This window comes from Alteromonas sp. KUL49, from assembly GCF_006538345.1.
GTDB lineage: Bacteria > Pseudomonadota > Gammaproteobacteria > Enterobacterales > Alteromonadaceae > Alteromonas.
The window spans coordinates 314903-339867 of the sequence record NZ_BJKL01000006.1; the positions used below are offsets into that span (position 1 = coordinate 314903).

Annotated in this window: 18 protein-coding genes and 1 pseudogene; 4 read left to right on the forward strand and 15 right to left on the reverse strand. The window is 43.3% G+C overall.

Going from position 1 to position 24965, the window contains the following annotated elements:
• Window positions 1-4: 4 nt before the first annotated feature.
• From araD to EYS00_RS12880, 6 genes are all read right to left on the reverse strand, one after another.
• On the reverse strand, window positions 5-700 hold the full coding sequence (gene araD, locus EYS00_RS12855; protein ID WP_130637207.1) for an L-ribulose-5-phosphate 4-epimerase AraD: 696 nt from the start codon (window positions 698-700) through the stop codon (window positions 5-7).
• On the reverse strand, window positions 697-2364 hold the full coding sequence (locus EYS00_RS12860) for a ribulokinase (protein ID WP_130637209.1): 1668 nt from the start codon (window positions 2362-2364) through the stop codon (window positions 697-699). The genes araD and EYS00_RS12860 overlap by 4 nt, the downstream gene beginning before the upstream one ends.
• 125 nt (window positions 2365-2489) lie before the next feature.
• Window positions 2490-3116: an HAD family phosphatase gene (locus EYS00_RS12865; protein WP_130637211.1), complete on the reverse strand. Its 627-nt coding sequence runs from the start codon at window positions 3114-3116 to the stop codon at window positions 2490-2492.
• A gap of 17 nt (window positions 3117-3133) precedes the next feature.
• Window positions 3134-3907 carry an SDR family NAD(P)-dependent oxidoreductase gene (locus EYS00_RS12870; RefSeq protein ID WP_130637213.1) on the reverse strand — a complete coding sequence of 258 codons (774 nt, stop codon included), beginning with the start codon at window positions 3905-3907 and terminating at the stop codon, window positions 3134-3136.
• 93 nt (window positions 3908-4000) lie between these two features.
• A complete protein-coding gene (locus tag EYS00_RS12875; RefSeq protein WP_130637215.1) occupies window positions 4001-5644 on the reverse strand; it encodes a glycoside hydrolase family 43 protein in 1644 nt (547 codons plus the stop codon).
• 1 nt (window position 5645) lies between these two features.
• Window positions 5646-6344: a sulfite exporter TauE/SafE family protein gene (locus EYS00_RS12880; RefSeq protein WP_165399377.1), complete on the reverse strand. Its 699-nt coding sequence runs from the start codon at window positions 6342-6344 to the stop codon at window positions 5646-5648.
• Window positions 6345-6539: 195 nt separating this feature from the next.
• Here EYS00_RS12880 and tal point away from each other — a divergent pair, with 195 nt between their 5' ends.
• Window positions 6540-7502 (forward strand): transaldolase, encoded by a 963-nt coding sequence (gene tal, locus EYS00_RS12885; RefSeq protein WP_130637219.1) that lies wholly within the window; start codon window positions 6540-6542, stop codon window positions 7500-7502.
• A 41-nt stretch (window positions 7503-7543) separates the two neighbouring features.
• Here tal and EYS00_RS12890 read toward each other — a convergent pair whose 3' ends face one another.
• Window positions 7544-9307 (reverse strand): hypothetical protein, encoded by a 1764-nt coding sequence (locus EYS00_RS12890; protein ID WP_130637221.1) that lies wholly within the window; start codon window positions 9305-9307, stop codon window positions 7544-7546.
• A gap of 110 nt (window positions 9308-9417) precedes the next feature.
• Between EYS00_RS12890 and tkt the strand changes: the two are divergent.
• Window positions 9418-11407: pseudogene (tkt, locus tag EYS00_RS12895) on the forward strand (transketolase).
• On the opposite strand, the gene EYS00_RS12900 reads toward tkt, so the two are convergent.
• Entirely contained in the window at window positions 11397-12848 is a 1452-nt protein-coding gene (locus tag EYS00_RS12900) for an arylsulfatase (protein ID WP_130637223.1), read from the reverse strand. The pseudogene tkt and the gene EYS00_RS12900 sit on opposite strands and share 11 nt — an antisense overlap.
• On the reverse strand, window positions 12848-14299 hold the full coding sequence (locus EYS00_RS12905) for a sulfatase (protein ID WP_130637225.1): 1452 nt from the start codon (window positions 14297-14299) through the stop codon (window positions 12848-12850). The genes EYS00_RS12900 and EYS00_RS12905 overlap by 1 nt, the downstream gene beginning before the upstream one ends.
• Before the next feature lie 134 nt (window positions 14300-14433).
• Here EYS00_RS12905 and EYS00_RS12910 point away from each other — a divergent pair, with 134 nt between their 5' ends.
• Complete coding sequence (locus EYS00_RS12910; RefSeq protein ID WP_130637228.1) at window positions 14434-16023, forward strand: glycoside hydrolase family 27 protein; 1590 nt, start codon at window positions 14434-14436, stop codon at window positions 16021-16023.
• A gap of 49 nt (window positions 16024-16072) precedes the next feature.
• Window positions 16073-17365, forward strand: a complete 1293-nt coding sequence (locus EYS00_RS12915) for a hypothetical protein (protein ID WP_130637231.1) — start codon at window positions 16073-16075, stop codon at window positions 17363-17365.
• A gap of 9 nt (window positions 17366-17374) precedes the next feature.
• Here the strand turns inward: EYS00_RS12915 and EYS00_RS12920 are convergent, their stop codons facing one another.
• The 6 genes from EYS00_RS12920 to EYS00_RS12940 all read right to left on the reverse strand — a co-directional run bounded on the left by EYS00_RS12920 (window position 17375) and on the right by EYS00_RS12940 (window position 24558).
• On the reverse strand, window positions 17375-18952 hold the full coding sequence (locus EYS00_RS12920) for a sulfatase-like hydrolase/transferase (RefSeq protein WP_130637235.1): 1578 nt from the start codon (window positions 18950-18952) through the stop codon (window positions 17375-17377).
• 26 nt (window positions 18953-18978) lie between these two features.
• Complete coding sequence (locus tag EYS00_RS12925; RefSeq protein ID WP_130637239.1) at window positions 18979-20610, reverse strand: sodium:solute symporter; 1632 nt, start codon at window positions 20608-20610, stop codon at window positions 18979-18981.
• 14 nt (window positions 20611-20624) lie between these two features.
• Window positions 20625-21884 (reverse strand): arylsulfatase, encoded by a 1260-nt coding sequence (locus EYS00_RS12930; protein ID WP_207301705.1) that lies wholly within the window; start codon window positions 21882-21884, stop codon window positions 20625-20627.
• 5 nt (window positions 21885-21889) lie between these two features.
• Entirely contained in the window at window positions 21890-22090 is a 201-nt protein-coding gene (locus tag EYS00_RS20695) for a hypothetical protein (RefSeq protein WP_207301706.1), read from the reverse strand.
• Window positions 22091-22109: 19 nt separating this feature from the next.
• The gene (locus tag EYS00_RS12935; RefSeq protein WP_165399378.1) at window positions 22110-23678 is read right to left on the reverse strand and encodes an arylsulfatase; all 1569 of its coding nucleotides are present in this window, start codon (window positions 23676-23678) and stop codon (window positions 22110-22112) included.
• Between the two features lie 163 nt (window positions 23679-23841).
• On the reverse strand, window positions 23842-24558 hold the full coding sequence (locus tag EYS00_RS12940; RefSeq protein ID WP_130637244.1) for a FadR/GntR family transcriptional regulator: 717 nt from the start codon (window positions 24556-24558) through the stop codon (window positions 23842-23844).
• Window positions 24559-24965 lie beyond the last annotated feature (407 nt).

Genomic DNA, 24965 nt, shown 5'->3' on the forward strand with positions numbered 1-24965 from the left:
TATTTCACTTTTGTCCGTAGTAGGCATTAGCCCCGTGTTTACGAAAGTAATGTTTGTCTGAAATAGCTTGTTTAAGCGGTTGCAATGTCGGTGTGATCCCTTTGGTCACATAAGCCATTTTTGCTAACTGCTCTAAAATTACTGCGTGATATACCGACTTAGCGGCGTCTTTTCCCCAGGTGAAAGGGGCATGACCAGCAACGATCACCATAGGTGTCTCGTCAGGGCTTCTCTCTGTAAAGCAATCAGTTATTTGAACGCCGGTTTCTTCCTCATAGTCTCTATCAATTTGGCTATCTGTCATCACTGCGGTGCACGGGATATCTCCGTAGACAAAGTCAGCATGTGTAGTCCCAAGACAAGGAATAGCAGCCTTGGCCTGAGCCCAAGCTGTCGCATAGGTAGAATGGGTGTGCGTTATACCGCCAACGTTCTCAAAATGCTTGTATAGGTGGGCGTGAGTACGAGTATCTGATGAAGGACGCATAGTTCCCTCCACAATATTGCAGTCTAGGTCTAACACCACTATGTCATCAGGTTTTAAATCTTCGTATGGTACTCCACTAGGTTTAATGGCAAATACACCACAATTGCGGTCAATCTCCGAAACATTACCAAAGGTGTAAACAACTAAACCACGTTTATCGAGCTCCATATTAGCCTCATAAACACGTTCTTTTAGTGCTTGATAGTTACTCATAGCGTTGTGTCCTCAACGAATTGTCCGAGCGTTTTGTAGCTTTGATAAGCCACTTTGTAGAACGAAACAGCATCTGGGTTGGGTGTGTAAGTGTGTGCAACTGGTGAGGCCATCACACGCTGTGCATCTGCCACACTTTTATAGGCTCCGCCGATTTTGGCAGCGAAAATTGCGGCGCCAAGTGCGCAACTTTGGTCGCTTTTTAGTGTTTGGATAGGTCTATTCCATATGTCAGCGCAAGTTTGCATGACCAAGTCTGATTTTTTTGAAATACCACCGATTGCAACGACAGAGCGAATAGGGATTTGATTGTCGGTAAATCTCTCTATGATGGCTTTTGCACCGAAGGCCGTCGCTTCGACCAATGCCCTAAAAACATGTGCTGCGCTCGTTCCAAGCTTTAACCCAGTAATAGCAGCGGCTACATGTTGATTCGCGTCTGGTGTTCGTCTGCCATTGACCCAGTCCAAAGCCAACACACTGGTTTGCTCTCGTGGAATATTCTGTGCTTCCTGCGATAGCGCTATAAGCGTCTGGTCGTTCAGAGCTTGAATGAGTAAACGCTTTTGCTCTTCTGTGACGCTATCACTACTGTTTACAATCGAAACCGCAGTTGCGTTAATCAGTCTTTGGAACCATGCATAGAAGTCACCGAAGGCTGATTGTCCGGCCTCCAGACCTACCATATTCGGTACAACCGATCCCTCTACTTGGCCACAAATTCCATTAACAGCGTTACTTGAAATGGTGTCAGGAGAACAGACAGTTATGTCACATGTTGAAGTACCCATGACTTTAGTGAGTACTCCTTCCTCTACATTTGCGGCAACAGCACCCATGTGACAGTCAAAAGCACCAAACCCAATAGGTAAATTTTTAGGGAGGGATAGTCGATGAGCCCACTCCGATGTAAGACACCCAACCGCTTGGTCAGAGCAAAAGGTTTCTGATGGCAATCGATTGACTAAGCCGTCAAGTAACGGATCTACCGATACAAAGAAATCATTAGGTGGAAAGCCACCCCAGTTCTCGTGCCACATCATTTTATGCCCTGCAGCACAGCGACCCAGTCTTAACTCTGACGGATGGGTAGTTCCGGTAAGTACCGCAGGCAGCCAGTCACAGTGTTCGACCCACATGTGTGCCTGGTTTGCGACACTCTTATCATTGCGCATGACGTGCAATGCTTTTGCCCAATACCATTCGGAAGAGTAGATTGACCCCTCGTACTTCAAATAGTTAGTGGATGCACTGAGTGCCTTTCTTGTAATTTCTTCCGCTTCAGATATTGCTGTATGGTCTTTCCAGAGGACAAACATTGCATTGGGGTTGTCCACAAATTCAGGCTTTAGCGCTAGCGCCTGGCCATTCTCATCTACAGCGATGGGGGTAGAACCAGTAGTATCTATACTGAGACCAATAATATTGTCATTGGCATTTTTTGGCGCGACTTGCCAAAGCGATTGAATTACAAGTTCGGTTGACTCTAGGTAATCGAGAGGATGTTGCCTAAATTGATCTCGTTGAGGCTCACAAAACATCCCCTTTGACCATCGAGGGTAATTAACCACACTCGTACTTACTTCCTCCCCACTAGTTACATCTACTAGCAATGCGCGAACGGAATCAGAACCAAAATCAAGGCCTATAGCATAAGGACCCATAAACAATGTACTCTCATCAGCATTAATTTGTAATTTAATTATATTATAATACAAATAGAATTCTGGCAACATGAGACCAGGAAGTTATCGGCTTATAAACAAAATATTTACATAGAAGTGTGCGACTACAGAGTAGTGGGAAGAAAATAATCGTTTGTTATGTTGTAGGTTTCTAAAACATCAATTGCATTCATGCCTGCACTTCTAGCGGCTTCTAAACCTAATTTTGCGTCTTCAAAAACAACACATCTAGATGGAGATACACCAAGCTTTTGTGCACATAAAGTGAAGGTGTCCGGCGCAGGTTTTGGACGAGCAACTTGGTCTGCACCAACAATGGCGTCAAGGTAAGGTGAACATCCACATAATGAGAGAATTTGCTGTGCTTCAGCGGTATATGCCCCAGTTCCCACCGCCATCTTCTTCTTACCATGGAAGGCAGTTAGCACTTCGAACAGTTTCGTCGGTTTTACGTACGATGAGAAAATGCGTTTAACAACATTTTCTTTAAAGTCGTTCATATACGAATAACTATGAATAGGTGTGACTTCAAAGCGTTCACAGAGATGTTTGAGAGTATCTTTTGTTGGAACGCCCGCCAAAGAGCGCATAAGAGGACCATCTATCGGAATGTTGAAGTGGGTCAATGTTTCGCACCACGCAACCTCATGCAGTTTACCACTGTCTATTAAGGTACCATCCATATCGAATATGAATGCATCATACTTATCGAGTGCTTCCAAATACTTCATTCTTCCCTCAATATTGTTTAAATAATCCCTCCATCAACAATAAAGTGTTGTGAAGTACACATTCGACTATCATCCGAGGCCAAAAACAATGCCATTGCGGCAATATGTTCAGGTATTACAAATTCTTTAATACACTGAGATTCTTTTACGCTCTCGCGTGCCGATTCATCTGATAATGAGTTTTGTAATTGTCGCTCAGTGAGTACCCATCCCGGAACGAGAGTATTAACTCGTATGTTGTCGCTTCCCATATCGCGAGCTAACCCGCGCGTCATACCTTCAATAGCAGCCTTCGAGCTTGTATAACCTGGCATGCCTCCGTGGGTGGCATACCAACTCATAGAGCCAAAGTTTATTATTGAACCACCACCTTTGCTTTTCATAGTTTCGTACACTGACTGAGCAGCAAAGAAATAGTGCCTGAGATTTATTGCAATACGCTCATCCCAATATTCGAGAGTCACATCCCTAAAATCATGCCTATCATCGTTCGCGGCGTTATTGACTAAAACGTCGATACCGTCGAAGCGTTCGATAATGTCGTTTAAAACTTCTTGCAGTTGATGGATGTCAATCAAGTCACAAGCATAGAACCGAGGCAATGGAAACTCCCCCATGCCCTCAAACAAAGAGAGCAGCTTTGTCGCCTTCTCTTCATCTCTGTCTAGAAACACTACCCTGGCATGCTGTCTACAAAAAGCCTCAACAAGGTTGGCCCCAATACCAGAAGCGCCTCCTGTTATAACGACAGTTTTTCCATTCAAACTTGGGTAAGTATTTGTAAGGTTCATCAGCTTTTTTCATCTACTGCTTTTTTTCGATGATAACAACTTGGAGAACCCGGATATATACCCTTATGACAATTATATCTTTATCTGTACAGGTTAATGAACACCAGTCCCTTTGTATTCAAACCAACTGAATTGCGCTATTTTTGATTTATCAAACAAACTCGTATTTGCATACATGCCGATCATCGGACCATTAAATCCTCCAGCGACCTCATCACTTGTGGACGACGCGTCCACATTACTCACGAGCACTTTACTAGCGCCCGCATCACTGCGATAAATGAAAGACAACATTGGACCATTGTCTTCAATAGCCAATATTATAGGGTCATCCTCAATAAATGTTTGGGCAATCACTACGGATTGACCTTTATGGTTGTGGACGACTTGCAAACTGTTTCCCTTCCGAAAAAACTTATAGTGATTGCGATAGTTGCGGTAAATCACTAGCCCGGCTTCATCTTGTTTTTCAAAGTTTTCGACATCAACACGCGTGGAGGCACTATACCTCGGATGTTGAATTCTTCTCACGACCATCGAAGGCTGCTGATGCTCTTCATCAAGAGAGGCAAACTTTGGAGTTAGCATTAGTCCTTTGTCACCGATTGTCAGCCACTCTCTGGTTTGCGCTCTGAGAGTCACATAATCGAGAGAGAGTTTTTGGGTAGAGAAATTATCTCTAATTGGTGTGGACTCGATGGGAGTCCAAGGTAAATCGGGAATCAGAATATCTAACTCTAATCGAGCTTTTCCAGGATTGAATACTGGCCAACCATCTTCCCATTTTATCTGTGCCAAAAAGGTTTCACGAGCTAGAGGTGTCAAGTCGTCAAACCTGCGCTTTGCAAGCATAACCGCGTACCAATCGCCGTTTTGTGTCTGTATCATATCTGCATGACCGGTACTGTGAATGTGTACGTCTTCTCCTAGGTTACGATGCGTAAGCACTGGATTTTTATGGTTTGGAATATATGGGCCGAGTATGTTTTCACTGCGAAAGATGGTAACGGCATGATCTTCAGAGGTGCCTCCTTCGGCTACCATGAGATAGTAGTAACCGTCTTTCAGGTACAAATGAGGCCCTTCTGTCCAGCGAGCGTTACTCGCGTGTCCGTAGGTAAGCTGCGTTTTGTCACCAAGCAAAGTGCCTTCGACTAGGTCTATCTCTTGAATCCAAATTCCATTGGGATTTGGCCAAGTCACCTCTTGTCTGTTGAGAATACCCGTACCCAAATAGTAAGACTTACCATTTTTATCCCAAAAGAAAGATGGGTCGATACCACGATCACCTTCTATCCAAATGGGTTTGCTCCATGGGCCATCGGGATCAGTTGAAGTCACATAGAAGTTTTGTCCACATTGAACACACGTTGAGACTATGTAGAACAACCCGTTGTGATAATGAATGGTCGGCGCATATACACCTCTACTCGTATCTACCTTATTTAACGCAGCAAAATAGTCTGGGTTAGATACAGCATGCCCAATCTGCTTCCAGTTAATCAAATCTCGGCTAGTGAAAATAGGAATCGAGGGAAACCACTCAAAACTTGAATTAACTAAATAAAAATCTTCACCCACTCGTACTACTGAAGGGTCAGGGTAAAACCCCGGCAAAATAGGATTTCGAGCTCGTGGGTCATCAGGAACAGTAGCAAGCGCTTGCATACTAACAATACAACTGCTCAAAGTAATAAAAATACTGACGAGTATGCATATGTTTCTAAATGGTTTCATATTAGAGTACCAAGATCAGCGCTGAAATAGAGGCTATAAATAAAATCAGGGGCCTCATTGGAAGTGAATTCAAGTAACTAGCGAAATAATGTGACAACAACAAACCTATAATCATTGCCGGCACTATCTGCATGAATAGCGTGAGGTGCTGAATGGTGATCAGCTCATTGACGTGCAAAGCAAAGATTGCCGCAGAATTAATAGCAACGAAAAAGCAGTTTAGGTTTGCACTGACCTCTTTTTGATTAGCTCCTTGGTAAAGGATACCCATCGGAGCTCCGCCTGCTGAAGTCAACGACCCCATAAAGCCGGCTAAACTTCCCGCAACAAAACTTTCTCTACCTCTAATCTTTGGAGAGTAACCCAATACAGATAAACACACTCCAACGAGTATCAAAATACCAAAGATAAGTTTATAGGTTCCAACCGTTACTGAAGCCAAGATGGTACCAGCCAATGCAACCCCTATAACTCCTCCAGTGACCGAATACTTTAGTTGATATTGATTCACATGCTTGAAGTCTTTTGCAGCAATAACACTGGTAATTAGTAACGAAGCGAATATTAGAGGTACAGGCACTAATTCAGGCATGACATGCATAAATAACGGAGCACACAACAAGCCAAAACCAAAGCCTATTGTGTTCTGTAATGCAGAACCAACAACAACCACACTTAAGACAAATACCCACTCAGTCAAAAAATTATATCTCCAGCAAAAAATAAATATTATATTACTTATTAACAATTTTCAAACATTAGGAGGGACAACAAGAGCTAAAAACGAGGAATAATGTCGAAATTTTAGACATTGATTTTACCAATAGAATACAAGACACCCCTTATAAATAATATAATAATATGTAAAAATATTCCTTGAATTATCACAATATGGATGAAGCCATTAATGAATCAACTCGAAGCACTTAAAAAAATGACCACCGTAGTAGCGGACACCGGCGATATCGACGCTATAAAGAAGTATTCACCAGTGGATGCTACGACAAATCCCTCATTAGTACTTAAGGCAGCTACGCTTCCTCAATATTCCGAGTTATTACAAGAGTCTGTCTCATGGGCCTGTGAGCAAACGTCAGTGCGTGAAGCTAGATTATCTCTGGCGAGTGACAAGTTAGCCGTATCTATTGGTAAAGAAATAAGCAAACTTGTACCGGGGAAGATATCTACTGAAGTAGACGCTAGATTATCATTCGATACCCAAGAGACTATTTCCAGAGCGTATCAGTTACTCGAGCTTTATGATGATATGGGAGTATCCAGGGACAAAGTACTAATTAAAATCGCTTCAACATGGGAAGGGATCAAAGCAGCTGAAATTTTGGAAAAAGAAGGCATAAAATGTAATCTGACATTGCTTTTTAGCTTTGCGCAAGCAAGAGCATGTGCCGAAGCGGGAGTTTTTCTTATCTCACCCTTTGTTGGACGTATTCTTGACTGGTACAAAGCGAAAACAGGCACTCAATATTATGCGCCACACGACGATCCTGGCGTAAAGTCAGTGGCAAATATCTATAACTATTACAAATCTCATGGCTATTCCACCATCGTCATGGGGGCAAGCTTTAGGAACATTGAACAGATACAAGCGCTAGCAGGATGCGACAGACTTACGATAAGCCCATCATTACTTGAAACTTTGGCGAATACGGATACACCGTTAGAGCGAGCGCTACAAGACAATGGTAAAACCATTGAAGCGCCTTTACCTATCGAACAAACACAGTTTAGATGGGCAATGAACGATGATGCTATGGCAACTGAAAAGCTCTCTGAGGGAATACGTAATTTCGCTGTTGACCAAGCACAGTTAGAGGCACTGCTTGCTAAACATATGTAATGTTTAGGTCAGTGCCAATCAATTCATGTGCAGTTTGAGCATTACTCAAACTGCACTACGTCTTTGTTATCGACATTAATATCGAATACCCCGACATTTCCCGCATTTTCCATTGTTACTCTCTCTCCGCTGATGTAAAGCCCATTGAAATAGATATCCTCTATGTTCCCACTGCCTAAATTGAAATCTTGGATGGCATTTATCTGCAATGTTGGCAAAAGCTGTCCATTTCCACCGTAGCGACGCTTAGTAAGTACCATTTGGTCGTAAGGAAATAGACGTTCAACATTGATATTTTCGAAATACCAACGGGAGTAAGATTGATTAGGATAAAGGCCATTTTTCAGATAAACGACCCGACTAACCGGACCTTCCATGTACACATTTCTGAATGTGATATCTGAAATTTCTCCAGCGTTGCTGTTGCCAGCTGGACGCTCCGTCAGATTCGCCAGCCCCCTATTTTTATTCAGTCCCGTCCATTCTGTATGAATAACGTGAATATTTTCGATAAGAGCCTTATTAACGCTTTTTGGAAACCATCCAAATTGAAAAATTGCACCGTTATCCATCTGCCACACAACACAGTCGCGGACAGTCGCGTTGTGATTGTAAACTTTGAAAGCGTCATCCATAGCTGACACAAAACAATCTTCAACTACAACGTTATCGGGAAGAGCAAAACCATCATTATTGTATCGCCACATACCAAGCATTTTGATGTTGCTTATAATTCCAGAACGTTGCGCAAGGGGTATATCTTTGTCATAACTCAAACCGAGAGCGTAAAAAGGTATGTTGACCATAGTAATACCCTCGATTAAAAAGTTGTTTTGATTAGCATCTATTGGTTTAACACCTGACCGGGGACAACCTGCCGAGTAGCCATTGTCATCAACACAAACCGCCTCACCATTAGTTCTAACATCAGCTCTAAACTGAAACAGTTCTCCAGACAATACACCTCTGCCAGTAACGTGAAATCCTGACCTTCCCGACTTTTCATCGTGATCGCCATTCAACGCTCCTCGCACATAGGCGCCCCCTTCAATGTGAATACGAGACACAGATTCAGGAACAAACCATAAGCCGATATCGTGTAAACCTGGCTCAAAAATAACACTACTCGCACTTTCCGCTCGCTGACGGTCAAAAACACTGCCATCCTTTACAAGGTATGTCTTTGGATCCTCAAGGTTCAAGGCTGACGCAATATCTTTTGACTGCGGCTGATCAGCAAATAAAAGTAAAGCGTCAAAGGGAAGTGATTGAATTTCAGAGTATCGTTCGTCAACAAACTCAATCGACAGCTTGCGATTGCTTTGTAGCACATTAATTCTTATGGTTTTTGCAACTAAGTCTTTCTCAACAATCTCATAAGCAATTCCCTCTAGCTGTGTTGGACGAACAATAATGTCGCGTATAAAGCCGTCATCGACATTTTTTGTCGCTGTCACCGCTACACCAGCGTATGACGCATCAAAGTCAAACTGTCCCCAAGAAAAGCTGCGGTTATTCTGGCGATAAACGTCTGCCCCATCTTGCTTTCCCGGTTCTAGCTTCGGAGACATTGCTTCAGAAGGCGGGGTAGTTAGCAGCAAGTCTATAGGCCGTCCGCCTACCGTCACAGAAAAAAGGTTTGAACGATGGTAACTACTAACACTATCGTAGTCATAGTATGAAACATGAGGAGCTTCCGTCACGTTTTCTAACTTTTCAGGGATACTGTTAGTGGATATATCATGACTACATCCAGCTAAAATAATTACTACTATTCCAAGTATCCAGCATAGCGAACGCCTCATTACCTGCTCTCCTATCTATTATTTTTGTACCGATAAAAGTAAATTAATCCCACATACAATAAATAATATTGTACTATAAATACACATGAATAATACAATATGGGAAAAAAATGACAAATCATTCACAACTCGCCAATGCTATTCGTGCGCTTTCAATGGACGCGGTTCAAAAAGCAAATTCTGGACACCCTGGCGCACCAATGGGGATGGCTGACATTGCCACAGTACTTTGGACAAAATTCCTATCACACAACCCGGTCAACCCAGAATGGCCCAACAGGGATAGGTTTGTATTATCCAACGGACACGGCTCAATGCTAATTTATTCATTGCTCCATTTGTCGGGGTATGACCTTGATATAAATGAATTAAAAGCCTTTAGACAATTGCATTCGAAAACACCGGGACATCCTGAATATGGTTATACACCAGGTGTTGAAACTACTACGGGTCCGCTGGGCGCCGGAATTTCCAATGCAGTAGGTATGGCAATTGCGGAGAAAACATTAGCGGCTACATTTAACCGTAAAGACTTCGATATCGTTGATCATTTTACCTATTGTTTCTTAGGTGATGGTTGCCTGATGGAGGGAATATCTCATGAAGTGTGCTCATTAGCAGGAACGTTAAAGCTAGGTAAGTTAATCGCATTCTGGGACGACAACGGTATCTCGATTGACGGTCATGTAGAAGGTTGGTTTACTGATAATACCAAAGAGCGATTTCTCGCGTATGGTTGGCAGGTACTGTCGGTAGACGGACACGACCCAGAGCAAATATCAACGGCTATTGATACTGCCAAATCCTGTAGTGAAAAGCCCACTCTCATTTGCTGCAAGACGACAATTGGTTTTGGTTCTCCAAACAAAGCCGGAACTCATGACTGTCATGGAGCACCACTGGGCGAAGATGAAATTGCTCAAGCTCGAGCATTTTTAGGTTGGTCATACTCTCCATTCAAAATCCCTCAGGATATTTATGACGGATGGGATCAAAGAGTAAGGGGTGAACAACGCGAGCAGCACTGGAACATGCTATTTGAACAATATCGTCACGCTCACCCGAGTCTCGCCGATGAATTTGAAAGACGTGTGCTTAACAAAACATTACCGGCAGATTTTGAAGCGAAGATCGATGAGTACATATCGCAGTGTCAGCAAAAATCAGAAAAAATTGCCTCTCGGAAAGCTTCACAAAATACCATAGAGCAAATAGCTAGTTTAGTTCCTGAACTACTGGGTGGTTCGGCCGATTTGGCCGGTTCCAATTTAACACTTTGGAGCGGTTCTAAGGGCATACAGGACCACGCCGACGGTAACTACATCTACTATGGTGTTCGTGAATTCGGCATGAGTGGCATAATGAATGGTATCGCACTCCACGGTGGATTTATAAATTACGGTGCAACTTTCCTGATGTTTATGGAGTACGCTCGTAATGCCGTAAGAATGGCTGCATTAATGGGTATTCAAAACATTTTTTGTTTATACCCATGATTCTATTGGACAGGGAGAAGATGGGCCAACCCACCAGCCAATTGAACAACTAGCCAACCTCAGAAATACGCCCAATTTAAATACATGGCGCCCTTGTGATGCAACGGAAACCGCCGTAGCTTGGAAAATGGCTATAGGCCGTCAGAACGGACCGTCAGCGCTAGTTTTTTCTCGCCAAGCCCTTATGCCAGTGGATAGAAGTGTAAGTCAGGTAAAAGCCATAGAAAATGGAGGATATATTCTTCGTGACTCCGTAGGCACACCTTCACTCATCATTATGGCCACCGGGTCTGAAGTATCACTTGCACTTGCAGCCGCCAATGTCCTTGGAAATAGCGTTCGGGTGGTCTCTATGCCCTCTACTTCGCTGTTTGACCAGCAACCAGATTCATATAGGGAAAAAGTATTACCATCAAGTGTTGAAAACCGAATTGCTGTTGAAGCGGCCCATGAAGACTTTTGGCGTAAATACGTTGGGTTGAAGGGGAAGGTACTGGGCATGAAGAGCTTTGGTGAATCTGCGCCCGGAAACATCCTACTAGCGCACTTTGGCTTTACGCTAGATACGCTAGTAGGTATGGCGGAAGAACTACTTAATAAGTAGTGAAATCTATTACAGGAGGCCAGTTTTCACTGTGAGTTCTGGCCTTTTTCATGTAATCGAGTATCGCAGCCGAAATTTCTGGGTGTAAAGCACTTACGTCATTTACTTCTTTGATGTCGTTATGCAAATCGAATAGCTCAAACGGTGCCGCACGACGATGACCATTGACAACGCGAGAACGCAAAATACCTTTCCACCTGCCGTCCATTAGCACAACCACACCTTTGTCTTTACCGTTGAACTCCCAATATAAGAATTCCGACGAAACAAAAGCCTCATGCTCCCTCTTTAATACTGGTAAAAAGCTATTGCTATCGAGGTCGTCTGGTGCTTCGACGCCTAGAATTGCCGCAAACGTTGCCATAAAATCACCGAAATAGGCAACCGCATTGCTTTGTCTAGGCGTTTCAATTAACGAAGGCCAGGAAATGATAGTAGGTACTCTTAATCCCCCCTCAGCTAATTCCATTTTCCAGCCTATGAGAGGCTCAGACGGCTCAAAAAATTCTAGTGGTTCCGTATGATCCACATGAGGTCCATTATCTGAGGAAAATACAATGATAGTGTTTTCTCTAATATTGAGTGACTCTAAGGTTTCAATGATAGTACCAATATCACCATCCATTCTTGTAATCATCGCAGCATGGCGCTTTGCTCCCTCTTGCCATGCCTCCTCTTGGTACCTCCCAAGATCGGGAACCTCTGCACCATCGGCTCTTCTCAGTTGAGTAGCCTCATTGTTCGAATGGGGCACATTGGTAGCGAAGTAGAGAAAAAATGGCTCCGTTGCATTCTGATTTATGAAGTCGACGGCCTCCTCAACAAAGAGATCAGGCGCGTAAAGATTGCGCCCGTGAATAGGCGCTACACCGGCACCATAGATTCGGCCATTTCCCATTGGAAGATTTATGTTTGGTAAGCCCACCTTCAATTCATTTCGCCACAAATAGGTTGGGTAATAGTTATGCGCATGATGTTGACTCAAGTAGCCGAAAAAGTGATCAAAGCCTTGTTTATTCGGGTGTCCCTGAGTATTTTGCATACCAAGCCCCCATTTGCCCACCAATGCAGTTTTATAGCCTGCCGTTTTAAATAGCTCTGCTAGAGTGAAGTCTTCATCTAATAGCTCCTGCTTGCCATTGTCTTCCGGGAAAGCATTTCCTCGTACTCGAGTATGACCAGCGTGCTGGCCTGTCATCAATACACTACGCGATGTTGCACACACAGGAGCTCCCGCGTAGAACTGAGAAAAGGTGATCCCCGATTCCGCTAACGAATCAAGATTGGGAGTGCGAATCTTAGTCTGACCGTATGGGCCTATTTCGTTGTATCCAAGATCGTCGGCCAAAATAAAAATAACATTGGGAGACATACCTGCAGTAGCTTGGGCAACGGCAAAACTCGTTCCCCAACAGAGGACTAGAAATAGGAGAGTTTTCATTACTCATACTCCCATTTGTAAAGCCAAGGGTCATTGGTTTGTTGCTGAAACTCTATAAGCTGGGAAGATAATTCTTCAAAAACGCTTTGATAGTCGGGATGGTCAATCAAGTTTTCGTTTTCTAGTACTTCACCCTTTTCGGTCGACACATCGTACAATTCAAATTTAGGGCGATGTAAGTAGCTTTCAATTGAACGTGCTCCGAAATTTCCAGCAACATTTGTCAGTGCTTCTTGCCAGGTGCTGGATACTTGAAGATCTGAGGCAAACGGGTAAGTCAGTCCAGATGCAATATTCATAATCAACTTGTACTTAGGCGTTCTAACCGACCGCATTGGATAATACATAGTGACTTCATGAAATGTATGAGAGCTAAAAACTTTATCCCAACCATGGGTATTGGTAGGCGATTCGATGACCTCCGAAAAAGAACGACCATGGAAATTTTCACCATCTACATCTACCGATGCCAATGACAAAATTGTCGGCGTAATATCAGTCCAACTCACCATTGCCTGCGTAGTGCTACCTTTATGCTCATACTTTCCAGCGGGCTTGATGATCAAAGGTAAACGAATGCCTGGGTCATAAACCGTAGTTTTTGCACCGGGCATAGCGGTTCCATTGTCAGATAAATAAATAATGACGGTATTTTCATATTCTCCGGCGCGCTTTAACTCATCAACTAAAATACCAAGTGTTTTATCAACTCTACTTATTGATGCATAAAGCTCAGCGAGTTCTCGGCGAGTACTGGGTAAATCTGGCAAATATGATGGAACAACAACATCTTGCATCGATAACCCCAGCCTAGCGATTCCCTCACCACTGTCGTCAGGCACATTGCCAAAGATGTTATCACCAGTGCTGTTTATATCTCCTGAACGGTGTGGGTCATTAGTCGCCAGGTACAAAAAGAAAGGTTTTTCAGATGTTTCCTGAATCAGAGGAATTGCCGCTGTCGCCATGCCTTCGGAATCTCTCTCGCCATTGGGTTTGGCGTAGGGAGCTTGGAGGCGCTGTTCGAAAGCGTAGGTACTTGTTGGCGCTAAGTGAAACTTACCCACTTGCGCTGTACGATACCCCGCATTTTTCAAACGAGTAGGAAGCGCAATTACACTACCATGTGTGCTGAAGTGATGATAGCTATGAGCATGTCCGTACTGACCATTTGCATGATTATGTAACCCAGTTAACAATACTGAGCGCGACGCGCTGCAACTTGCACTTGTTGCGTAGGCGTGGTCAAACTTAAGACCGACGTCTGCTAGTGCATCAATATTCGGTGTTTGTATTAGAGGGTTGCCGTATACACCAATCGCCTCTCTACCATGATCATCCGCCACCATTAGCACTATATTTGGTCTATCATTCGCGAAACTGCTGTGATGAATCACACTTAATATACAAGTGGTGATTACCAGAAACACTTTTGCTCGAATCAATTTCATCGCACCTGCTTCCTATGCTTTACTCGTTAAAAATACGTTAAATATGTTTATTTGTATTATTATATAATATATTATCGATTACAACTTTCACGATATGCTCATTAAAAAGCACTTACTTATTGGTAGAGGATGTAATGAACAACAAGCTAAAAATCGGAATAGGGCTACTTTTTGCCAGTATAGTTTCGCAGGGCTGTACTGCGACAAATGAAACTACACAAAGCACGAGTACACCTGATTACCTGAGGAAAACAGATGTTGACGCGAGCGACTCTTTTCTTCACCAAGTCGCTGAAAAACCGCCGTTGGGTTGGAACAGTTTTGATGCCTGGGATAGTCGAATTAACGAACAAGAATATATTGAAACCGTCGACTTCATCGCAGAGCATTTGAAGCCTCATGGTTGGGAGTATGCGGTTATAGACTACATTTGGTGGAACCCCGCACCAGGTGCTCATAACACTGCAGATAATTTTGAGCGACGTATTGGTCATCCCAATGTTCGACTCAATGAAGATGGCTCACTCAAGTACCCTGAAGCAGTAACCATGGATGAATATGGTCGTCTTCAGCCAGCTGTTGAACGTTTCCCATCATCAGCAAATGGACAAGGCTTTAAACCACTGGCTGATTACGTTCACAGCAAAGGGCTGAAATTTGGTATTCACATTATGCGTGGAATGCACCGTCATGCATGGTATGAAAATACCCCCATCCTAGGCTCGGACAAAAGCGCTAGAGATATCGCAAAATTTAACGACCATGCCGGTTGGCTTAACAATATGTTCGGCATTGACTATCGTCAAGAGGGTGCTCAGGCGTTCTATGATTCCTTGTTTGCACAATATGCTGAATGGGGTGTCGATTACATCAAAGCCGACGATATGATGGGCACTTGTGGCGGTGAATTTCACAGTTATTACGCTGGCGAAATTGAAATGATGCGCAAAGCGATTGACCGCTCGGGACGCCCTATGGTGTTAAGCTTATCGTGCGGTGAAGCGCCAATTGCCTGGGCCAATCACTTAGAGGGCAACGCTAACCTTTGGCGCGTATCAAAAGACTTTTGGGACCGCTGGAAAGACCTTAAGCGCAGTTTCCAGCTTTTAGACAAGTGGTCTCCATTTATTGGCAATAATACTTGGCCAGACGCAGATATGATCCCGTTTGGGAAGCTCTCTCTTGACGATCGACCTCACGGTAAAGAGCGTGTATCAAAGTTCACATTAGACGAACAGTATTCATTGATGACACTATTTTCCATTGTAAGGTCACCGCTGATGATTGGTGCAGACTTAACGTCTACTGACATGTCTACAATAGAGACCTTTTTCAAGAACGATGAAGTTTTGTACGTAAACCAGAACAGTGAACACAACCGACAAATAGTCCGCGTAGACGAAGAAACTGATAAGTCGGGAAAAACCGATTCACACTACGCTGCGTGGATAGCGAGTGACTCTCAGAGCGACGATCTGTTTATCGCTTTGTTTAACCTGAGTGATCAAGAAAAAGAAGTTGGTTTTGATTTCAATTGGGAAGATTTACGTGGTGATTACCAAGTCAGAGACCTGTGGCAACAGAAGCCTATTGGTAGGGCTTCGGTAAGATTTTCGCAAACGCTTCCGGCTCACGGCGCGGGACTTTATCGATTTAGTCCTGTAGTCGATTCAAATCAAGAGTGGATCCCGCCCAAAGGACCTAAACCACACGACAATCAATAATCGCGCATTGAGGAGCTTTTTTTAAGCTCCTTTTTTTGGAGCAGCTATTATGCAGACACTTTCACTTTTGAAACCTGTTCTATTTGTAGGTCTACTTGTATGTAATGTGTTTCACTGCCACTCTTTTGATCAGGAAGATAAGCCAAATATATGGGTATACTCAGATTTATCGGACCCTTCTGTAACGACGAATACCGGCCATCCTATTAATGATCCCGACGATATAGTTTCACTGGCCGCATTACTCCTAAATGCAGACAGATTCAATATCATTAATATAGTCGTTGGCTCGACTAACCGAGGGGCTCAAAATAATCCACTGCCCTTTTTAAAGGAGACCTTTATCAGTGCGTACAATCATGATGCGACATTATTCAGACAAGGAGGTCTAGATTTCCCAACTCATGTCCCCTTCACTTGGTCTAGCCTGACGCAAGGTGCAAACCCAATATCATTTAACATTGATAATGACTACAGGACGCTTGATAATTTTCCCAGTGTAAGCGCTTTGGCCAAATATGCATCTGACCAACCAGTCACTGTGCTTAATTGGGGCCCCCTCACTGAAACAGCAATACTGCTAAATCATCTAATTGCGACCCGTAATATCGATGCACTAAATAATCTCAGAATAGTGTCACATTGGACTACCTCTTTTCACCATCAAGGTTCGATTGACCATCCGCACAACGTAGCCAATTGCTTAGACGACCTGAATGCATGTAGATATGTAAAGGATGTCGCCAAACGTCATGGCATCAGATTTTATGAGCTCGGTTCCTCTGGACAAAGTGGTCTCGTCAACGCCAGTAAAAACACTATCAGAGAACCCTATTTTGAACACAGCCGATTAGGTCAATTATTTAATAGAGCTAAATTCTATTTCGGAAAGCAAGATCAAAGTGATGGAGCGACGTTTTGGATATTGCTGAACGAAACACATTCAATAGAACCTATCGATCTGAGCCTAGATGATGCAGTTTTGTTCAACCACTTCACCCCAAACAGCGAAGCAAATTTAATCGCTCGATTTAAAGAAGTCTCTGCTTCCGTTATGCTCTCGTTAAACGAGCGAGCTAGACTGATAGCCGACAGTTCGGCAAACACACCGTTTACACAACAACAGATAGCCAATTGGTTTACCTATGCCTACAAGAAAAACGGCAAGGTCGAGATAGTTGCACCATACAAAAAAATGCAATTCTCAATATGGTCTGAGAGTAATGAACTAATCACCTCTGGCACGTTGCTCAGAGGTAATCAATACATTGATATCGACACGGATTCAGCAATCACGGTAAAAATTACGATGGGTCAGTGGCAAAAATCTTTTTCACTCTAACATCAAGATTTAGTGAGTGCGTTTAGCAAGTAGTCTATCCAACAAACGTCGATGACTATCGAGCTGTTCTTTACTCTCAGCGCTACTCACTAAATTATCTATTTCGAACGGGTCATTGACCATGTTGAATAGCTCCTCAGAACCGTCTCTGTAGCGAATATATCGGTATTCATCAGTGCGAACTGCATGATTGCCCAACCCATTGGTGTTGAGCACCGCATTTTCCCAATTGCTCTCATCATTGTTAATCACATCGACTAAGCTAGTCCCATGCACGTGTCTGGGAATAGACAAACCGGCTAATTCAACAATCGTAGGATAGAGATCTTGAAGGCTTACTTTAACGTCCGTAGTACGCTGCATAGCGTCGCTGGCCCGAGGGTCTATGATAATTAAATTTGCAAGATTTGCTGGTTCCCACAAGGTAATTTTCCCTTCTCTTAATTTATCCCCCAAATGATAACCATGATCACTCCAAAGAATTACAACAGTGTTGCTGCTTAAAGGGTGCTCATCAATAGCATTAAGTAATACGCCAATCGATTGGTCTGCATAGGCGATAGTAGCAAGGTATGCTTGCAATTTTGCCTTAAACGCCGCTACGCCCAAACCTGAACCTCTTGCCTCGTTTTGTGCGAGAAGCTGTACGAAACTGCTATCTCTCACGAGCTTGTCAGCACCGGTAGACAAACCACTCACCTCGTCCACCAGTTGTTCAACAAACTCTCCATTAATTGCCATTTCGTTTTGAGGAAATAAATCAAAATACTTCTGTTCTGCGACAAAAGGTAAATGTGGAGCAAACATTCCTGCCGCCAAAAAGAATGGTTTGTCCTTGGGTAAAACCACCGTTCGTTGCTCGCCGTTTGCGTCTACTCTTGAAGACTCTCCATTGAGTAAGAGTTCAGCAACAAACTCCATATTGCGATAGTCATTTGAGAACTCAGTTTGTACTTCTGTAATCCCAAAGCGCTTGTAACTTTTTTCATCTCCAAGATAGTAAGGGCTCAGAGTTTCTCTAGCAGACGGTGACAAACCACTTTGATTACCATTGCCTACGTACATTTCAAGCCATTCATCCCATGAAAACAAACGGTCAGGCCAGTCATTAAAATGCCCTTTTTCATACACAGCCCTTCCCTTATGAAAAACTTTACCTACACCTGCAGTGAAATATCCATTTCGCCTTAAATACTGAGGTAAGGTGACAACATTAGCTAAGCTCTCGTGATGACGGAAGTGCTTTTGATGATTGTCATATCCTGAAATATGGGGTGGGACTCCAGTAAGCAACGCCGTTCTTGATGGGCCACATAAAGGCGCAGCACTATAGGCATAATTAAACGTCACTCCTTTATGAGCGAGCGACGCAAGGTTAGGGGTAAGCCTGTCGTAAACCTGTTGCCTACTAGTTTCGTCTGGATAAACCCGTTGTAAAAAACTACTCTCATGATGCTGCATTGCAGTATTGAATACATTTAAGTCATCAACCGCAATAAACAAAAAGTTCGGTTGCACTTCCTCACTTTTGGCAACAAACGACAAGCACATGAACAAACATAGTGTCAAACCGCGTTTTAACAACATAGTCTTTTGCTCCTAATGATGGGGCTCTAGAAGAAGCGCCAGTAGATAAAGAAGGTAATTCCTAGAATGGCCGCAGTATGAACATAGTCCCAGTAATCAATACCACGTTTGATTTCTGCCACTTGATCAGGATCTACACTTTGCAACGTTAATCCTTTCAAAGACTCCTCGTCTTTTGGTTGGGTAAATGCGCTTAGTACAACCATGAGAAGAATAATCACGATGAAAAGAGCCACACAGATATACAACCAATTTTCGTTGGCGTACCAGCCCATTACAGGTACCGATGCCAATGTTTCGGCAAAGAAACTCATCACTAAACGACACATCCCCAATGCAAAACCAATCACAAGTCCCCAGAATGCAGCCGCCTCGGTAATCCGTTTGCTACAGATTCCCAGCAAAAATACTGCAGCGATCCCCGGAGCAATGAGAGCCTGAACTTGCTGTAGGTATTCAAACAAATTTGCAGATAACGCGAGCATTAGCGGTATCCAAAGCATGCCTAAGATCACAATGACCACCGTCGCAATGCGACCAACCTGCAACAAATTGTTTTCACTCGCTTCAGGTTTAAACTTCTTATAAAAATCAATAGTGAAAAGTGTCGCGGAAGAGTTAAATAAAGATGCCAAAGAACTCATCAATGCAGCGAGAAGCCCTCCTATGACAATACCTTTTATTCCCGCTGGCAATAGTTCGGTAACCAACGTTGCGAATGCCGCATCAGATGAACCATAACTGATGATTCCTTTCTCTTTTAATGCCACAGCAATCATACCTGGGAACAAGAAAAGGAATACTGGCAACAGCTTTAGATAACCAGCAAACATAGTTCCTCGTCTTGCCTCTTTGATTCCTCTCGCAGATAGCACACGTTGAACAATGTACTGGTCAGTACACCAGTACCAAAAGCCTATAATGAAAGAACCAAAGATTACGCCTGGCCAAGGGAAATTTGGGTCATCCCATGGCCGAATCAAATGCAGGTTTTCTTGATTAATGCGCTCTACTTCAGCCCAACCACCGGCCAAGTCTAGACCTATCCACACGATAACAATGGAACCGACGAGTAGCACGGGAGTTTGCACCACGGATGTCCACATAATCGCTTTCATACCACCAAGCACAGTATAAATCCCAGTGACAACTACCATCCCTATTGCAGCGATCCAAAAGAAATCGATTCCCCAGATCGTATCGATGCCGAGCAATGTTTGTAATACCAATGCACCCGCGTAAACGGTTACCGCGACTTTGGTCAGCACGTAGCTAACAATAGAAATACCAGCGAGGAATGTTCGAGACCGTGCAGAAAAACGACGCTCTAGAAATTCTGGCATAGTGTACACTTTAGATGACCAATAAAAGGGCACCAAAAACCAACCCAGCAACAAAATAATGTATGACTGGAGCTCCCAGTGAGCTAGGGCCATGCCCGATGATGCTCCAGCGCCAGATAGTCCAACTAAATGCTCTGAACCAATATTTGATGCAAATATAGATGCACCAATTGTTAGCCACGTTGCATTTCGGCCTGCTAAAAAATAGTCTTCGGTGTCGTTTTCTTTTGAACGCATGGAAAAGCCAACAACGGCTACTAACATGGCAAAAAAAGCACAAAGTACTATCCAATCAAGTAAATCTAGCTCGATCATAACTACTCCAGTTCTCAGTCTCTTCCCGCGGCGCCAGCCGAAGGTTTCCATTTAGGCGATGGTTCATGGGCAGAAGCCATGAATTGCTCGATGTGTTCAACAATATCTGGGTACGCGTCAGAAATATCCTGTGATTCTTTGGGATCATCTACCACATTGTATAAAGCCAAGTCACCTGTGTGAAAAGGGCTGCGAATGGCTTTGTAATCTCCGTATCTCACTGCTTGAATTCCACCCATTTCGTAAAATTCGAAATACAGCATTTCGTGCAATTTCTGATGCTCGGTCTGTCCTTCTAACGTCGGCAGGAAAGAGATACTATCCAGGCCTTCAGGCGCAGAAACTCCAGCAATTTGCGCAGCAGTCGCCATGAAATCACCAAAATAAGCGATATGATTGGTAGAACTATTCGCAGCTATGCGAGTTGGTGACCAGGCAATCATTGGAACACGAATTCCACCGTCTGTGAGCGCTCGCTTTGTTCCACTAAACGGCCCTGAGGAATTGAAAAAGTATGGGTCATTTCCTCCCTCTTCGTGTGGTCCATTATCGCTAGTAAATATAACAATAGTGTTTTCATCAATGCCTTGCTCTATCAGCTTAGAGAGAATCTTGCCAACACCATCATCAATATGACTCACCATTGCAGCGTAGCCTTTCGCGGGTTCAGGCCAATCGAGGTCAGCATACTGTCCGTAACTAGGTACCTCCATGCCATGTGCCCAATCCACTTTTTCAGATTCATTGTTCGCATGAGGACTCGTTAGAGAAAGAAAAAGAAAGAAAGGATTGTCGCCTTGACCATCAATAAACTCTAATGATTCTTGGTAAAACAGATCGCTAGCATATACCCTTCTATTCTCGTGTTTTGCTACACCACCATGAAAAGACATATAGGGAAATGGGCTAGGTTCGACCTTGTTCGGTAAAACAACTTTCTCTGTGTTTCTCCAAAGAAAATCAGGGTAGTGATTATGGGCATGAACTTGATTTAGGTAACCGAAAAAGTAATCAAACCCCTGATCATTTGGCAATCCAGTATTTCCCTCATCACCTAAACCCCATTTACCAATGAGTGCTGTGCTATACCCAGCATCTTGCAGCAATTCAGCTACGGTAAAGTCCTCAGGTAGTAGCGTTTGAATAGTCTTGTCCGCATTACCTCTGACACTTGTGTGTCCCATGTGGTATCCAGTCATTAGGACTGATCGCGATGGTGCGCACACCGTCGTTCCTGCATAAAAGTCGGTGAACGTCATACCCTGTTCTGCCATACGGTCTAAATTGGGCGTCTGTATTTTTCTTGGCCAAAGCTTCCCAGATCGCCGTACCCAAGGTCATCAGCCATGATCCAGATAATATTGGGTGGCGTTACTTCTGTGGCAGCAACCCTCTCACTATCGGAATTGTCGCATCCCGCCACTGTTGCTGTGAGTAGCCCCATCACAAGGCACTTCTTGATAGTGTAAAAAACATCCATTGCTTTTATATCCTAACTATTAATTTGCGATTTGGTGTTGTTGTGACTTTCTATCGGGGCTCATGTCACTCTTGCTGACAGGCCAATAGGGGTGAGGAAAATGATTATCTGACATAATCTTATCGAAAGACTCCACAAGTGCAGGATGGTCTGCGGCGACATCCGTGGTTTCCCACGGATCACTGTCTAAATCGTAGAGTTCTATTGGACCAGTCATTAATGGCAAACGAATTGCTTTCCACTTGCCTTGTCTTACGGCCTGTGATGAACCATGTAAATGGAATTCCCAGTAAAGATAGTCATGATTTGCTTGATTATTCTCGCCGAGCAACGTTGGTGCAAAACTCAATGAATCAAGTTCCCCTTCGAACTCAGTTTGAGCGAGTTCCGTAAAGGTTGCGAACACGTCACCAAAGTAGGCAATATGATCACTCACCACCCCGGCTGGCACTGTTCCAGGCCCCCAAGCGATGGTTGGCATTCGAATTCCACCCTCGTATAAATCCCTTTTAATACCTCGTTGGCTACCATTAGAATTATGAAACTCTGGGTCATTACCGCCTTCAGCATGAGGGCCATTGTCGCCACTAAATATAACGATAGTGTTTTCACTCAACCCCAAAGATGTCAGCTTATTCTTGATGTCACCCACGTAACTATCGACGTTGGCAACCATTGCGGCATACCCTTTTGCAGTGTCGGGCCACAATTCGTCGTCAAATTCACCGTAATTTGGAATTTCCATTCCATGAGCCCAATCTACTTTGTCAGCTTCGTTGTTTGCGTGAGGCGAAATTAACGAGTAGAAGAGAAAGAATGGAGATTCATCGTTGGCGTGGCGTTCGATAAATTGAAGGGCTTCGACGTGTAACCTATCATCTGCGTATTCATTACGTTGCTCAATGTCGGTCACAGTGCCGTCAAAACCGAACTTGAAACAATAACTGCAGTCTACGGATGTCGTTACGTTGTTGAGTTCAACTCTTTCGCTATTGCGCCAAAGAAAATCGGTGAAGTGGTTGTGTGCGTGAACGTGATTTAGATAACCAAAGAAATAATCAAAGCCCTGCTTATTCGGGTGTCCACTGTCATCTATCTCGCCCAGCCCCCACTTACCAACAATACCTGTAGTGTAACCAGCGTCTTGTAAAACTTCGGAAACTAGTACCGTTTCGTCATCGAAACTTTTACTTTTAAACGTTGGTTTTCCGTTCACGTCCACAGAAGGTATGGTCATGAAGTTAGCTCTTACAGGCGTTCTACCACTATGCAAACCCGTTAACAGTACGCTCCTAGAGGGTGCACATACCGCAGACCCTGAGTAAAAATTCGTAAAATTGATACCTTCGTTCGCAAGTGCATCTAAATTAGGCGTTGAGAAATTTGACTGTCCATTGATACTAAGGTCACTGTATCCAATATCGTCAGCTAAAATAAAAATAATATTCGGAGGTTCTTTTGACGTTTCACTCTCGTTATTTGTCTCAATCTGAGAGGTTATGTCTTGGCTATTCACCTCAACTTGAGAACACCCAAAAAGCCCCCCGAAGATTACAAATAGAACCGCAACAAATACACCATACTTCATGGAACTCTTCTCTCTCATAATCATGAAACCCGAAATAACTAATATTATAATACATATTATTTCATTAAACGAAAGGAAATGTGAAGAGTAAATACAATTTTTTTACATGGATACGTGAATTGTTGGCGATAGATGTGATCGTATCAATTCGTGTTTTGAGCAATTAATTTGTGTCTAATTTCTGCTCTATAAATGTGAGCGCTTCATCAATCAGCAGAAACATACCATTTTTCGCTCGTTCAGCATTGCCGGTTTTAATGGCTTGATAAATTCTTGCATGCTCTTCATATATCGCTTCTGGAAGCGCTTTAATCGGGGAGGTATGTTGAATACTTACGTAGAGAGCAGTCTTAGTAAAATCTCTCATTCGAATATAAAATCGATTCGACGTTGCATATAGAATTGCGACGTGAAAATCTATATCAGCTCTGAGTTCGGCCTCTTGATCACCACTTTCCATGGCGTTTTTCATTCGTTCCAAAGCATCTCCAATCGCTGCGATTCGCTCCTTATTTTGAAGACGTGATGCAAGTGCGCAGGCTTCTGGTTCAACAGCCATACGCATCTGAGTAAACTCTTTAAGCACTGCTAGCGATGGTTCCTCGTCAAGCATCCACGAGAGCATCTCTGAGTCCAAGATATTCCAGTCTTCTTGACTCAGAATACGAATACCCTGTTTGGGTTTGCTTGAAATTAGCCCTTTCGCAGTAAGCATCTTTATCGCTTCTCGCACTGCAGTCCTACTGATTCCAAACTGCTCACAGAGTATCGCTTCGGTAGGCAAACCTTTATCTTTGTCGTACTTACCAGCGATGATTGCTCTTCCAAGCTCACTGGTCATTCGTTGGGATAAATTCTTATTTCTGTCAAGCTTCGACATGGTTAGTTGCTTCCTTAGCACTGAGGCCAAATTCGCCGTTATTCGCGGTTTTCACTGGTAAATATTATTACAATATTAATTGTTTAGCGACGTAAATTAAAGCGATTACATGAATAAAAGCTGAGCACCTTTTATCTGTTTCTAATTATCAATTCATCACGCTACTTAACCTTACTTTGTGACATCTTGTTTCCCACACATAAACAATATATTTACTTTTATCCAAAACAAAGTAACATAATATTATATTACTAATAGAGTTCAGTTATGGATAATGTAATTCAGCTTTCTGCTGAAGATTGGCTCAGTTTTGGGGGCTATTTTTTAGTGATCAGTATTGTTGGCTTAATTGCTGGCAAGCGCAGCAAAAACAAAGAGCAAAATGCCGAAAGCTATTTTCTGGCAGG

What these genes read in the sequence shown, in the direction of transcription:
- EYS00_RS20695 (WP_207301706.1), bottom strand. Translation starts at nt 22,090, where the DNA reads ATGGATGTTTTTTACACTATCAAGAAGTGCCTTGTGATGGGGCTACTC.
- EYS00_RS12915 (WP_130637231.1), top strand. Translation starts at nt 16,073, where the DNA reads ATGCAGACACTTTCACTTTTGAAACCTGTTCTATTTGTAGGTCTACTT.
- EYS00_RS12940 (WP_130637244.1), bottom strand. Translation starts at nt 24,558, where the DNA reads ATGTCGAAGCTTGACAGAAATAAGAATTTATCCCAACGAATGACCAGT.
- EYS00_RS12890 (WP_130637221.1), bottom strand. Translation starts at nt 9,307, where the DNA reads ATGAGGCGTTCGCTATGCTGGATACTTGGAATAGTAGTAATTATTTTA.
- EYS00_RS12870 (WP_130637213.1), bottom strand. Translation starts at nt 3,907, where the DNA reads ATGAACCTTACAAATACTTACCCAAGTTTGAATGGAAAAACTGTCGTT.
- EYS00_RS12910 (WP_130637228.1), top strand. Translation starts at nt 14,434, where the DNA reads ATGAACAACAAGCTAAAAATCGGAATAGGGCTACTTTTTGCCAGTATA.
- araD (WP_130637207.1), bottom strand. Translation starts at nt 700, where the DNA reads ATGAGTAACTATCAAGCACTAAAAGAACGTGTTTATGAGGCTAATATG.
- EYS00_RS12920 (WP_130637235.1), bottom strand. Translation starts at nt 18,952, where the DNA reads ATGTTGTTAAAACGCGGTTTGACACTATGTTTGTTCATGTGCTTGTCG.
- EYS00_RS12930 (WP_207301705.1), bottom strand. Translation starts at nt 21,884, where the DNA reads ATGGCAGAACAGGGTATGACGTTCACCGACTTTTATGCAGGAACGACG.
- tal (WP_130637219.1), top strand. Translation starts at nt 6,540, where the DNA reads ATGAAGCCATTAATGAATCAACTCGAAGCACTTAAAAAAATGACCACC.
- EYS00_RS12905 (WP_130637225.1), bottom strand. Translation starts at nt 14,299, where the DNA reads ATGAAATTGATTCGAGCAAAAGTGTTTCTGGTAATCACCACTTGTATA.
- EYS00_RS12860 (WP_130637209.1), bottom strand. Translation starts at nt 2,364, where the DNA reads ATGGGTCCTTATGCTATAGGCCTTGATTTTGGTTCTGATTCCGTTCGC.
- EYS00_RS12925 (WP_130637239.1), bottom strand. Translation starts at nt 20,610, where the DNA reads ATGATCGAGCTAGATTTACTTGATTGGATAGTACTTTGTGCTTTTTTT.
- EYS00_RS12900 (WP_130637223.1), bottom strand. Translation starts at nt 12,848, where the DNA reads ATGAAAACTCTCCTATTTCTAGTCCTCTGTTGGGGAACGAGTTTTGCC.
- EYS00_RS12865 (WP_130637211.1), bottom strand. Translation starts at nt 3,116, where the DNA reads ATGAAGTATTTGGAAGCACTCGATAAGTATGATGCATTCATATTCGAT.
- EYS00_RS12875 (WP_130637215.1), bottom strand. Translation starts at nt 5,644, where the DNA reads ATGAAACCATTTAGAAACATATGCATACTCGTCAGTATTTTTATTACT.
- EYS00_RS12935 (WP_165399378.1), bottom strand. Translation starts at nt 23,678, where the DNA reads ATGAAGTATGGTGTATTTGTTGCGGTTCTATTTGTAATCTTCGGGGGG.